This is a genomic window from Pseudomonadota bacterium (assembly GCA_039024915.1).
GTDB lineage: Bacteria > Pseudomonadota > Alphaproteobacteria > Rhizobiales > MH13 > MH13.
Window position 1 is genome coordinate 357,197 of record JBCCPK010000002.1, and the last position, 12,911, is coordinate 370,107.

12 protein-coding genes and 1 tRNA gene are annotated in these 12,911 nt (G+C 56.8%); 6 read left to right on the forward strand and 7 right to left on the reverse strand.

Translation table 11 applies throughout. From position 1 onward, the window contains the following. Nucleotides 1-418: 418 nt before the first annotated feature. Complete coding sequence (locus tag AAF739_04965; protein ID MEM6382005.1) at nt 419-718, reverse strand: hypothetical protein; 300 nt, start codon at nt 716-718, stop codon at nt 419-421. 83 nt (nt 719-801) lie between these two features. On the opposite strand from AAF739_04965, the gene AAF739_04970 reads away from it, so the two are divergent. Further along, nucleotides 802-1,134, forward strand: a complete 333-nt coding sequence (locus AAF739_04970) for a helix-turn-helix transcriptional regulator (protein MEM6382006.1) — start codon at nt 802-804, stop codon at nt 1,132-1,134. Nucleotides 1,135-1,168: 34 nt separating this feature from the next. On the opposite strand, the gene AAF739_04975 is transcribed toward AAF739_04970, so the two are convergent. Continuing rightward, nucleotides 1,169-1,807: a hypothetical protein gene (locus AAF739_04975; GenBank protein MEM6382007.1), complete on the reverse strand. Its 639-nt coding sequence runs from the start codon at nt 1,805-1,807 to the stop codon at nt 1,169-1,171. Here AAF739_04975 and AAF739_04980 point away from each other — a divergent pair. Next, on the forward strand, nt 1,794-2,000 hold the full coding sequence (locus AAF739_04980; GenBank protein ID MEM6382008.1) for a hypothetical protein: 207 nt from the start codon (nt 1,794-1,796) through the stop codon (nt 1,998-2,000). The genes AAF739_04975 and AAF739_04980 overlap by 14 nt on opposite strands. A gap of 327 nt (nt 2,001-2,327) precedes the next feature. Here AAF739_04980 and AAF739_04985 read toward each other — a convergent pair whose 3' ends face one another. The 5 genes from AAF739_04985 to mnmA form a co-directional block, all read right to left on the reverse strand. Beyond that, entirely contained in the window at nt 2,328-3,122 is a 795-nt protein-coding gene (locus AAF739_04985; protein MEM6382009.1) for a hypothetical protein, read from the reverse strand. After that, nucleotides 3,122-4,552: a hypothetical protein gene (locus AAF739_04990; protein MEM6382010.1), complete on the reverse strand. Its 1,431-nt coding sequence runs from the start codon at nt 4,550-4,552 to the stop codon at nt 3,122-3,124. Before AAF739_04990 ends, AAF739_04985 begins: the two co-directional genes overlap by 1 nt. Before the next feature lie 8 nt (nt 4,553-4,560). After that, nucleotides 4,561-6,585 (reverse strand): N-6 DNA methylase, encoded by a 2,025-nt coding sequence (locus AAF739_04995; GenBank protein ID MEM6382011.1) that lies wholly within the window; start codon nt 6,583-6,585, stop codon nt 4,561-4,563. A 293-nt stretch (nt 6,586-6,878) separates the two neighbouring features. Continuing rightward, a tRNA-Met gene (locus AAF739_05000) sits at nt 6,879-6,955 on the reverse strand. A gap of 90 nt (nt 6,956-7,045) precedes the next feature. Further along, the gene (gene mnmA / locus AAF739_05005) at nt 7,046-8,194 is read right to left on the reverse strand and encodes a tRNA 2-thiouridine(34) synthase MnmA (GenBank protein ID MEM6382012.1); all 1,149 of its coding nucleotides are present in this window, start codon (nt 8,192-8,194) and stop codon (nt 7,046-7,048) included. 230 nt (nt 8,195-8,424) lie between these two features. Here mnmA and AAF739_05010 point away from each other — a divergent pair, with 230 nt between their 5' ends. The 4 genes from AAF739_05010 (at nt 8,425) to fliF (ending at nt 12,906) form a co-directional block, all read left to right on the forward strand. Then, nucleotides 8,425-9,927: a flagellar hook-length control protein FliK gene (locus tag AAF739_05010; protein ID MEM6382013.1), complete on the forward strand. Its 1,503-nt coding sequence runs from the start codon at nt 8,425-8,427 to the stop codon at nt 9,925-9,927. Between the two features lie 39 nt (nt 9,928-9,966). Beyond that, nucleotides 9,967-10,641 (forward strand): flagellar hook capping FlgD N-terminal domain-containing protein, encoded by a 675-nt coding sequence (locus AAF739_05015; protein ID MEM6382014.1) that lies wholly within the window; start codon nt 9,967-9,969, stop codon nt 10,639-10,641. A gap of 148 nt (nt 10,642-10,789) precedes the next feature. After that, nucleotides 10,790-11,065: a DUF1153 domain-containing protein gene (locus AAF739_05020; GenBank protein MEM6382015.1), complete on the forward strand. Its 276-nt coding sequence runs from the start codon at nt 10,790-10,792 to the stop codon at nt 11,063-11,065. Between the two features lie 200 nt (nt 11,066-11,265). Further along, nucleotides 11,266-12,906, forward strand: a complete 1,641-nt coding sequence (gene fliF, locus AAF739_05025) for a flagellar basal-body MS-ring/collar protein FliF (GenBank protein MEM6382016.1) — start codon at nt 11,266-11,268, stop codon at nt 12,904-12,906. Nucleotides 12,907-12,911: the final 5 nt, after the last annotated feature.

Consider the following 12,911-nt stretch of genomic DNA (forward strand, 5'->3'; position numbering starts at 1 on the left):
GTTGATCACATCCAGCGCTCTCAGGTGAGCAGGTCATGACCATCAAGACCGACACGCTGACTAATGATCAGCCTATCGAAATCGAGGGCACCGCGAATTAGGCAACCCGATCAATAGGTCCGGTCTGGCCATCACCTGGGGCTACCTGTCCTGGGTGTCGGTTGGGTAGCAAAATGGGTATTTTGGGATGCATCCGGCGTCGGTCGAGTCCGTCCAGCGCCCATGGACGCGAGCCGACAGCGCCACAGAGGAGCAACGTCCATTTTCATCCCAGGAGGCGCGCTAAGGCGCTCGCCGGTAGGTGAACCTCGGAAATCAGTGCGAATGGCGCTACTGGCTCTCCTGCTCGCCGAAAAGAGCCTACGCAACGCTGCCGCACGCGCCTAAGCCCGTCTCCCGGCTGGATTGGTTACAGACGCTATTCCCACTCGCCAGCTTCATACCTGCGCCATAGCTCACGGCGAACACGTCGCCAGATGCCTTGCTTCAGCGCCTCGCTCCGACGCCATGCGCGATCTTCCTCCATCATCGCTACATCCTCAGCGCGTTCGCCATGCTCGGCGATCAATGCATCGACCATGCGATCGATATCGGCCTTCGGGATGAAGAGGGGTTTGAGGCGAAAGCGCCAGAGCTGCCAGAGACCCACCAGCCCAAAAACGCCAGCAACCAAGACGACCATTGGATGCGAACTGACGAACTCGAATAGCACAAGCATCTGGTAGCCACAGGATTTGTTCTGGTTAGACAGAACGTATCCTACATGGACGCAGTCAGGCCGTCAGGAACATTTTGTTCCGCATGGAGATATTCGCGAACAACCTGAAACGTCGGGCGCAAGAGCTTGGGCTATCGAACGCGGAGGTAGCGCGTCGTGCTGGGTTGAGCGAACGCCGATACGCGCACTACGCAAGTGGCCGAAATGAGCCAGATTTGGCCATGCTGCTAAAAATCGCTGAAGTGCTGCAGTCGACGCCGAACGATCTTCTAAGCCTTGCCGATCACACGCAGGCCAAAGGCGCAAGAGAAACGCTGTTGGAGCGACTACAGGCCGTTGCCCATGTGATGAACGAAGATGACCTGAAGGCAGCTATTGCGCAGGCCGAGGCCGTCGTCTCAATGAGACGTCGATAATCTAACCAGCATGCTCGCTAGCGAGTGGCACTGATCAGCCGAAAGGTTTCCTGTCTTTCGATGCAACAGGAAAAATGCCCGACAACGACGAATGAACGATCGGCAACAAATCGAAGCCGTAGAACGCGTCGAGTTTTGTGGCGTCCGCCAGCCAAATCTCGTCAAAGCCTGCGTCGTCTGGCTCATCGGTGTCAGTCGTATGCACGAATGACTCGATCGGAACGTCTTCTAGCACGATCACCAGGATTTTTCGATCGCACCCCGACCATGACTTAGCTGCTAATTTGCGGCTTTTCGTATCGATCAACCGCAGCAATTCCCAAAAGACGTCTTCGTCATCGGCCCATTCTTCTCCTTCGATGATACGCCGGTGGCTCATATCTCGAGGATCAAACTTTAGCCTCGTCAACTCGATCCCAACTCGCCTGCCCCTGGTGTCTCTGCCAATGAAATCAGGAGTTTCGTTGTCTATGATGTCGAATACTTCCTCTGCCGTTACCTGCCGGAATGCCCACAAAAAGTGATTGAGGTGCACTCGCTCAGTTTCTTTTTTCTGTTGCTCTGAGTTCATCACTCGCTCTCCCAACGGGCTTTTCCCTGACAAGGCTTCCGAGGTCATCTTATCAGAATGATCGTCCAACCAACCAAGGAGACGATCAATGGCTGACATCATCACCCTCAAGCAGCTCTGCACCGAACTGAAGCTTGACCCCAGGGAGGCCCGTGAACGCCTACGTGCTGCTGCCCGTGAACCGAAAAAGCACCCCGAACTGGCGAAGCTGCACAAACCGCGTGCCCCGTGGAGCTGGGTCAAAGGATCGGCTGGGGAGAAGGAAGCGCGTGCGCTGTTCGCTGCCAAGGCCTAACAACCCAGCCGCCGTCACTGCCTGCCGCGCTTAAGCAGTGTGCGGCAGGTGAGCGCTCAGATGCACGACAGGACGGCGCATTCAACTTGAACATCGACGACTAGATCCACGAGCGTTGTCCGACGACAAACGGTAGAGTTTATCCATCACCCTTCTGACGGCCTATCCGTCTTTTCACCCGGACATCCGGCGCGCGTAATCTTCCGGGTGCTTCGGCTTCGCTTGTTGTTCTGCAGCAAATGTCCCAGCAAGCCCGATTGAGCGTAAGACGGTGATTTCCAGCGGATCAATCAAGCTGCCTCTCGGACACATTCAACCGAGCTTCTTTTACCGAATGCGTTCAAGAAAGCACAAGACGATCCGATAGGCAGGTTCGTAGCAGGCCAAGACCTGTTCGTCTGGATCGACTTCGCCGTGAAGTAGGGCGTTCCGCATGGCGTAAAGCGTTTCGACCAGCCCAGCCAAAAGGTCTTCAGCTGTACACTGAAACTGCATGGTCGACATATCCAGAGCCGGACCACTACCTTGAACAAGGTCCATCATTGGGCGCGGGTTGCAAGCGTCGTAGAACTGGCGAAGGGTGGTGCGCTGTGGTTCCGACAAAGCGTCATTGAACGCAGGCAGTGCGTAAATCTCGTTTGGGTCGTAGCTTGGCTGCGTGTGTTGCAGTTTCACGTGCCCGGTGCGGATCGACACAACAGTGATTTCATACTGTCCGCCAGCTTTACGCGCGGTGTATCTCTGCCCGCTACGTTCCGTCTCATCACTGCGCCAGCCGACAAGCGGATTGATGCAAACTTGCCTAAGCGACACCCGCTCTCGACGACCCTTGGGAGTGACTTCGAAGTGGATGGCATCAAGCATCTGTTGCAGGTCGCAGACAGCCAGCTTAAGCCGTTCCGCTTCGGCCGTTCCGTTGCCGTTATCAAGCAAAGGCAGGACCCGGCGGCGTAGTCGGCTGTTGTGGTGGCGCACCGCAAAGTTGAGCATCGCGCGTTCCGTGGTCTCGCCGCTGTCGTGCCGATACCATGCATTGAATGCGGCCCATGCTTTAACAAACGGACCGATGTAGTCGATTTCGGCCCGGTTCATCCATTCTTGAGCGTGGGGAGGAAGCGCCATTACTCTGCCCCCTCTGCTTCGTCGAGGAAGGCCATCGCCGCGTCTTCGCCTTCTTCAATGGCGATCTCGACGGCGCGCTTTGCGGCTTCGAGAAGTTGACGGGCCTTGTGGCGCGCGGCGAAGCCGTCCTGCACGATGGTTGTGATCTGGTCAGAGACACCGGCCACCGCGTCCGGCACGGGGATCGACAGCAAATCCCGTTCGCTGAAACGTGGGTGCTGTGAGCCGTCCTGACACCATTTCAAGATGGTCTGCGCCGGGGTCGCACGCAGGAACACCATGAGGGTTTCAGGGGAGATATTGGCCTGTCCCGTCTTGGGACGCAGCACGATGAACTCGGACGAGCCGACCGAGGGTATGTCGTCACCCGTGCGCACCACGGCCACTTCCCGCAGGTATGCCCGCAGCCGGGATATCGCGACATCGCCATCCTTGAAGCTCTTCTTGACGCTGCCGATCTCGCCTGCGGCCTGCGGTTCCTTCTCGGCGTCCAGCAACGGCACCAGAGCATTGGTTACGTCGTAGTTACGGACCAGCTTCTCACGTGGCGCACGGTCGGGCACGAACATGTCGCGGATGCTGTCCACGCGGTCGCCAAGCGCCTGCCCCGGAAGCGCCGCGAGCGATTGCCGAACCTGCTCCTTGGTGGGCATGAAATACTGCGCATCCAAGCGCCCGGCGGCGAAGGCGTTACTGGCGCGGGCGGAGTAGCTGAGCGGTTCCGGTGGCGTCCAGTCCGCCAGCCCAAGCGCCTCAAGCAGAGTTTCTTCGGCCTGAGTGAAGAACTGCCCGACAGCTTCGTTCCGATCATAGGCATCCTTCGCTAGCGCCCCCACCTTTTCCTCAAGGGCCGTTGAAAAGCGGGGAACACTGATGCGCTCGATCATCCATAGGAAAATATGCTGCTGAACGCTGCCTACCGGCAGGCGGTCGACCTGTGTTTGACCGAATGATGAAGACAAGAAAGCGGCCAGATAGAAGGGGCAAACGCTGGCCGGAATGATCTTCGCGATATCCTGATTGGAGTTGACGGGATATTCCCAAGTATCGAGCGCGACTGCCACGCTTCCCACACTCCCTGACATGGACAGAAGGACCATACCGGGGGTCACTTCTGACTTATGCAATAGAGTGTGGGCCTCCGGCGATATGCGAAGCACATCGGCGAAGTTGATAAAATCACCAGCAAAATTTGTTCCCCGCAGGAACGGGATGCCCTCATCCTGATATTCGAACTCGTTTGTAAGCGCATACGCGCCGAAGCTACGCACGTCGGAAGCGATGTCGTTGACCTTCTCTGGGTTCCGGCTCGCGATCAGAGCATCCGCCGCAAGCGCGTCACGAGAGAAGTAGGGGCTATCGATGCGGATATCGCGATTGTCCGACTTCACTTCCGAGAAGGGTAGTACTGAGGCTTCCAGCCCCTCCAACAGTGTGCTTAGGCGGCCGCTGTCGAAGGGGCGTGGCGAAAAAAACTGAACTGCTCCTGCGCGGCGAACTCTTGGAAGGCTTCGGCTATGCCGTCCTGCGTCAGCCCTTCGTGATTGTAGAGGTCATGGGCGACGATGAAGTGCCCATGCGTGTCGCGCATCAGTGTGCCGTCATCTCGGCGCACATAGACCTTCTCGCCCGAGTTGTTGACGCTTTCCACCTGCTGCGTGGCGAAGAAGATGTTGTAGTCCCCCGCCCTTTGGCAAAGCGGCCCCACTGAAGGATCGTCGTTCCATTTCTGCACGAAAAGAACGCTCGTCTTTGTGCCGGTGTGCGGTTTGAAGGTGTTGGGGTGCAAACCTACCACGGCGAGGATGCGGCAGCGTTCCATTATGAACTCGCGCACCCGCTGGTCTGATGAGTTGTTGAAGCGTCCTTGAGGTAGCACGACGGCCATGCGCCCGCCCGGTTTTAGGAAGTCCAGATTGCGTTCGATGAACAACAAGTCTCGGCCCACTGAGCGTTCCAATTTGCCCGTCTTCTTGTGGGCCAGGTCGAACGGGGAAAGCATGTCCGACTGCTTGATATCACCAGCGAAGGGTGGATTGGCCATCACGATATCGAAGTTGAAGTCGCGATAGTCACCCTTAGCTTTGCTGTTGCGCTGTCGCCGTAGCCCCTTCCAGCCATCGTTGTAGGCGTCTCGCCAGTCTTCCTGCTGAACGGTCTCGTCCCACTTCGTCCAGTCAAGTGTGTTCAAGTGCAGGACGTTGGTCTGGCCATCCCCTGCAATAAGGTTGAGGCACCGGGAAACGCGTACACTTTTCTCATCGAAGTCGATGGCGAAAGCATTCTTCCGCACGTAATCGATTGCGCGCGGTTCTTTTTCCTCCATTGTGAAGAGGTCAGTTTCGGGCAAACCCATGTCTGCATAGATCTGCCGCCATACATGGAACATGGTGTGCACGGTGAACCCGGCGGAACCACAAGCAGTGTCGATGACAGTTTCTTGCTCTTGCGGATTGAGCATCTTCACACACATGTCGATAACCCAACGAGGAGTGAAATACTGGCCCTTCTCTCCCTTGGAAGACTTACCCACGAGGTATTCGAACGCGTCGTCGATGATATCAAGGTTCGAGTTGAAAAGTTTCCATTCCTCCAATGATCCGACGCAGACTTGCAGATGATCAGGTGAAAGACGGATGCGTTCATCATCAAGGAACACACCCTGCCATTCCTGCTTTGCCTCGTTGAACAGACCCTGGATCTTCTCCTTGAGTTGGGCCGCAGTATTGGTGTTTCGAAAACGGAGTGGCACCCTTTTACGGTGTGATGTCATCTCATCGTGCAGCTTGGTGAAGATGAGCTTGAACACTTCTTCGAAGACATCGACGCCAGCATTGGCCAGCACTTCGTTCTCCATGTCCACGATCAATTCGCGCAGTGATCGAGCTTTGGACCCTTCGCGCTCCCGCTCGTTCTCTTTGTCGATGAGGGTTTGAATGGTCCAGGGTTGATCGACGATATCTTCAATCGTCTGCGCCGCCTGTGGCAGGTGATGTATGGGAACGAAGTAGTTGGGGTTCTTGCGATGCCAGACTTCGGCCAGAATGCCGTTACTCCATACCGCTAAAGGCGCGCCTGTAGCGTGGGTGTAAGAGCGCAGTTGTTCTTTGCCGTCTCGTAGTTTGGAAGCCTTCACTTCGATGATAATGTAGGGGACGGTTGGGCGGTCTGCATCAAAGACCACGATATCCGCGCGCTTCGAGCTGTCGCGCCCAAATGTGATGGGATACTCGACTTGAATACGAGATGCCGCATAGCCGTATTGGTCAATCAATCGAGCCAACCAAAGTTGGCGGGTCCGCTCTTCGGGCTTTAGCTGAACAGCCTTGTTTCGGACGAGGCAGTTCACATAAGTGGTCGGCTTACCTCTTACCTCACGGGTCTCACTCCGGTGATCAAGTGCGTTGTTTTCGTCCTCTGAGAAAAGGACAAACTCGCTATACTCATTTCTTGCGTTATCCATTGATGCCCACTCGGCTACTTGGTGGCGCTGTGTCCACTGTTGTTCTCAGTCTTCTGTAGCCGGGCCGCCCCGTCCAACAAAGGGCGATTGCAGGATTTTGTGGCAGTCTTCAGTGTTGGCCCTGCAAGTACTCGTGCCAAGAAGTGACGCCCTGCCGCAACCTTGGCCAGCAACTTGCAAACCATCGCATCCAAGCGCACGCTTCTGAAACCCAGAATGCAACCCCGGACGCTCCACGCGCGAATGCGCCCGCAGGGGACAACATCTAACCATCTGCAATATATAAGAAAAAATGGTAGCGGAGGAGGGACTTGAACCCCCGACACGCGGATTATGATTCCGCTGCTCTAACCTGCTGAGCTACTCCGCCACGCATAAGCATGTAACAACACGCCCTATGTACGAACAGCGCGTATATGGATCGCCACCCGCTGCGTCAACCTCAACTTGCCCGCATACGTTAGGCCGCCGCCGCCCGCTCGAAGCAAGCCACTGTCTTGTCTATAAAGCCGCCGCCTAACACCTGCGCACCAGGCTGATCGTCAGCATATAAGACGCACGCCTGTCCGGGAGAAACACCTATTTCGCCGTCAGCAAGATCGACGACAGCCACTCCATCCTCGATCCGCAAAGTGGCAGGTTGAGGTGGCCGAGAGGACCGCACCCGGGCAACAAGCTGCCGCTGTATTTGCGCAGTTTGCCCACCAATCCAGTTGAAGTCTCTCAACAGTATGCGCGTCACACCAAGTGAAGCTTTGGGCCCGACAACGACCGTCCGACGCGGAGCATCAATTTTCACAACATAAAGGGGTTCGCCAGCTGCAACCTTCAGCCCGCGGCGCTGACCAACAGTGTAATGAATGATGCCATCGTGACGCCCAAGCTCCCGCCCATCCACATGAACAATCGGACCCGGCTCTGCAGCCTCCGGCCGCAGCTTGGCGATGATATCAGCGTATGACCCGTTCGGGACGAAACAGATGTCCTGGCTGTCCGGCTTGTTGGCGACGTCCAGTTCCATTTCCATTGCGATCTGGCGCGTTTCATCTTTGGTCAGATCGCCAAGAGGAAAGCGGACGTAATCCAGCTGCTCCTGTGTCGTCGCAAAAAGAAAGTAGCTTTGATCACGCGCCAGATCGGCGGGGCGATACATCGCCATATGCCCGCTCGCGGCATCCGGACGGGTAACTGCATAGTGCCCGGTTACAAGGGCAGCCGCTCCCAGTTCATGCGCAGTCGCAAGCAGGTCTGAGAATTTGACGGTCTGATTACACGAAACGCAGGGGATCGGTGTTTCGCCTGTCATGTACGCATCGGCGAAGGTGTCGATTACCTGCTCTTTGAAACGACTTTCATAGTCGAGCACATAGTGCGGAATTCCGAGCCGGTCAGCGGCGTTTCGTGCATCGTGGATGTCCTGCCCCGCGCAGCAAGCGCCCTTTTTCTTGAGCGCCTGCCCATGATCGTAGAGCTGTAGGGTGATTCCGACCGTGTCGTAGCCCGCCCGCCGAACGAGCCCTGCGGCAACGGAGGAATCGACACCGCCAGACATGGCCACCACGACACGCGTGGCAGCCGGATCCGGGTTTCCAGGCAAATGAAGCTTCATGAGCGCGCTGTGCTCGCTATCAAGATCGGTACAATAAAGGCGTATCTAGCCAACTATCGCACTTGGGGCAAACGGTGGGAGGCAGATTTGTCCCAGCGCTAGGCAATGCCTGCCGAGAAGCAGGTGGTTGAGGTCCAGGGATTACCGTAGTGACCTGATTTCACGAAGGAAAGATCTTGGCACGGCAATTGAAAGCTGACGCGTACGTTGCGCTTTTGAGGGCCTCTGATTTGTCTGCTCCATCCCCATTACCGACATTGCTGCAGGTTCCGGCTGGACCCAAGGACTTCTCTTCCGGCGGCCAGCGCTCGGCCGAAAACGGCGTCAGTGGCGATCCACCACATCAACGAGCTTTTGACGAGAGCCTTCAACAAGAAATCAAAATCAACGACGCACCATCTTTACCCGAGCAAGTGGAGAGCACGGCGATAGAGGAGCCAATGTTGCGCATTGAGCCGGTTGTTCCGCTTGAACAACTATCCATCGATGAAACACAGACCGAGCAGCAAATTGATGGTGCCGAAGCGGTAGAGGAAGGCCTCGCAGAACCCGTAGCCCCCGCAGAGGAACGCGTCTCAGCATGGACTTTGGAGCGCCAAACAACCGAGGTTGACGAGCTCACGATGGTAGAAGAGTTGCCGGCGATACCGGTAACCAGTGGCTCACTTGGGCAAACAACGGTGGCAAGCCTTGACGTCAGTCCAGGCAACCTGTCCGGTTCCGGAGCACTCGCCGATCTGTACGCAAAGCTTGCGCCAGTTGAACGCCGGTCGCCGGTAACGGATTGGCAGAACGCATTCCTGCCAGGAAATCTAACCGGCCAAACCCAACCTCTTGAGCGCGCCCAAGCTAGAACTCCACTTTCCGGCGCCCAACTGACGCAAGTGGAAGGCAGCGAAGCACCGGTCTCCGTGACAAGTACCGGTGCGTCAGGCAACCTGATTGCTGGGGAGCCGAAAGCGCCCGTGCAACCCGAACCCAACTCCAACTCTCAAGCCAGTCGACAGATGTTTGCAGAGGTTACCGGTTGGTCCGCAGCCAACTCCAACTCTCAAACCAGTCGACAGACGTCTGCCGAGGTTACCAGTTGGTCCGCAGCCAACTCCGATACCTTTGACGGTATGGAGCTCTTGAACCCTTCAAACCAGACCAATCTCACCAACCAAAATGACGGGCCGCAGCTACTTCAGATTCTCCAGACCCAACAACCTACCCAACAAGGGCTAGGACTATCATCGTTGCCCGGAGCACCGTCGACACTGGCGGGGAACGCCGTTCCTATGAATGCGCTCGCGGTAGAGATTGTCCGGCAGGCCGCGCAGGGCCGCACTCAGTTCGATATCCGACTTGATCCGCCAGAGCTCGGAGCGCTGACCGTAAGGCTTCAAGTTGATGGAGCAGGCAAGGCCAGAGCGCATTTGATCGTTGAGCGCGTTGAGACGCTGGAAATGCTGACAACAGATGCGCGCGGTTTGGAACGCGCACTGCAACAGGCTGGGCTTAAGACGGAACCAGGGGCGGTTAGCTTTCAGCTAGCGGGAGAACAGAGCGGCGGACATGAACAAGGTTTCAACGGCACCTTTGATCGCGAAGCAAATGCGCAGGATCAGGAAGGGGCAGAAGAGGCCACATCGAGCGTGCTTGATGCCAACGAGGAGCCGGTCGACTCAGATCCCGGTGAAGTGGCAAACCTCCACATCAGCGTTAGAGGCCATGTGGATGTATGGGTCTGAGTTCAGCAGGGTTTAGATGATTTCGAAGGAGAAACGGTTGTGAGCACTCTTGAGCAACTGGCCAGCAGTAGCGCTGCGCAAGTCGCCGTCGCCAACTCTGAGCGCGACAGTCAGATGCTGGCGGACGATTTTGATACATTTTTGCAGTTGCTGACCACGCAATTGCGGAACCAGGATCCGCTTGAGCCGATGGACACCAATGAGTTCACCAATCAGTTGGTGCAGTTCTCGTCGGTCGAACAGCAAATCCAATCAAACTCGTATCTTGAGCAGTTGATCACATCGTCGCAAGCGCAGGCAGTGAATGCGGTCGTCGGCTATTTGGGAGCGACGGTGACGGCGGAGGGCGTCGCCGCAAACCTCTCGGAAGGAACCGCAACGTGGTCGCTCAATTCAGATCGGCGCGCAGAAGGCTCGCAAGTCCGTATTTTTGATGCCAGCGGTCAGCAGGTCTTCACCACACCCCTTTCGGTCGATCCTGGGACGTCAGAGTTCAAGTGGGACGGCATAATGGACACAGGCAACCCTGCGCCGGAGGGCGTCTACACGATCCAGGTTGTCGGAGAGACTGCCAATGGTTCACCTGTTGACGTCAACACAGCAGTCACAGGCACGGTTACCAGTATCAATGTTACCGGTGCTGAACCTATTCTGAGCATAGGCGATGTGGACGTCCGACTATCATCCATCCAGAGCGTTGACACCGGCGGCTAAGGACTTTGGGCGTGGTGAAACAATCGTTCCAGATACCTTGGCGAGGTCACAAAAGTTCCTAACAATTCGTGACTGTGCCCTTAGGGCCTCCTTAAGCTCCGTCCTCTATGCTCGCACTTGAGTTATCGAGTGTTTGAGTGAGAGTACGATGACCGAATTCAAGCGTCCCCGCGTGAAATATGTCATTGGGCCCGATGGTAGCCCGCTGACGATCGCGGACCTCCCGCCAACTTCGACCCGTCGTTGGGTCATTCGCAGGAAGGCGGAAGTTGTTGCGGCTGTACGCGGCGGCCTGTTGTCGTTGGAAGAAGCGTGTGAGCGGTACCGGCTGACGGTGGAAGAGTTCCTGTCCTGGCAGATGTCCATCGACCGGCATGGTCTGGCTGGCTTACGGACTACGCGAATCCAACAGTACCGCAGCTAAACTAAGCCCATACGCAAGCGTTTTAGCCGGCCCTTTGGCCGGCTTTTATGCGTTTGCCTAAGACTTTTCTGAACGGCCGATCCGAATTCTTGCATCGTACGGCGTCCGATTAACGGCCTGTTTACCATGCGGTGGGCAATTCTTGCCTAATGGATCACGCCGCCGGCTCTCGGTGGCTGGTGGGGTTGTGACACGCGTCAATGTTGGCATTTTTTCAGAATCTTGGGCCTGCGCGGCTCGGCGCCATGGGCGTCGTGGCGGCATTGCTGATCGCCTTCTTCATTTTTATCACAATGCGGGTGACCGCTCCGGTCTTGGTGCCGCTTTTCACTGATTTGAGTTTTGAGGACTCATCAGAGGTGATCCGCCAACTCGAAACGCAGAACATTCCGTTTGAACTGCGGAATGACGGAACAACCATACTGGTACCGCAAGAGGGGGTTCTGCGGCTCAGGATGGGTCTCGCTGAGCAGGGCTTACCGACCGGCGGTACCGTTGGATATGAGATTTTTGACGAGTCATCGACGCTCGGGGCGACCAGCTTCGTCCAAAATGTCAATCAGCTTCGAGCACTCGAGGGCGAACTGGCTCGGACCATTTCGTCGATCAACCAAGTTGCAGCCGCTCGCGTCCATCTTGTGCTGCCGGAGCGAGAGCTTTTTCAGCGTGATCAACGCGAGGCGACGGCTTCAATCGTCCTACGCGTACGAGGACGGCTCGACCCCGGCCAAATTCGAGCAATTCAACACCTCGCAGCATCAGCCGTCGACGGCCTGAGCGCATCGAGGGTCTCTATCGTCGATGAGACCGGTGCTTTGCTTGCGTCCGGTGCAGGCGAGAACGAAGAAGCCATGATGGCCGCGTCCCTTGATGAACGCGCTATCGCCATGGAGAACAGGGTCCGGACGCAGGTTGAAAACATTCTCAGCGAGGTCGTCGGACCCGGTCGGGCGCGTGTGAGTGTCGCGGTTGAACTCAATCATAACCGCATCTCCGAAACCTCGGAGGTGTTTGACCCCGATGGGCAGGTTGTTCGCTCCACACAGAGCCGAGAAGAGACCGGGTCAACCAGTGACACGACTGCGGGCGAAGTCACGGTTGGCAATGAACTTCCAGGCGCAGACCCCGCTTCCGGGCAAGGCGGAATCCAGGAAGCACGCGAAACCGCAGAGGAGATCGTAAACTTCGAAATCTCGTCTACGAGCCGGACTGAGATTGTAGAGGCGGGAAGCTTGCAAAGACTGTCCGTTGCGGTCTTGGTTGATGGAACCTACGCACAAAGCGAGGAAGGCGCACCAACCTATGCGCCGCGCCCCGACGAAGAGCTCGAGCAGATCGCAGCACTGGTGCGTTCCGCGGTCGGCTTTGACCAGACCCGTGGCGATGTTGTGGAGGTGGTCAACCTTCAATTTGCCGCTCGACCGGACTTGTCGCTTCCCGACGATCAAGGCTTATTTAATTTCACGCAGGACGACATCATGCGCGCCGTCGAGCTCGCAGTCATCGCAGTGCTCACTCTGATCGTTCTGTTCTTTGTCGTACGACCGCTGCTTGGTCGCGTTTTTGAAGCTGATGAACCTGCGGAAGCTCTTCTTGCCGGTGGGCCGAACGCGGAAGGCGTGGTCATAGGGCCCAATGGCGAGGTCATTGAGTCACCTATGCCCAACGTCCCGGAAATTGCGTTGGAGAACACCACGACCAAAGCGCTCGAGAACGCGTTGGCGCTTGGTGCGGTCCAAAAGCACTCGCTCGACCAAGTCGGCGACCTGATTAAAGAACGACCACAAGACGCGTTAGGTGTGCTCCGCGCTTGGATGTCCACGCCGGCGCAGCAAAACTAGAGGGA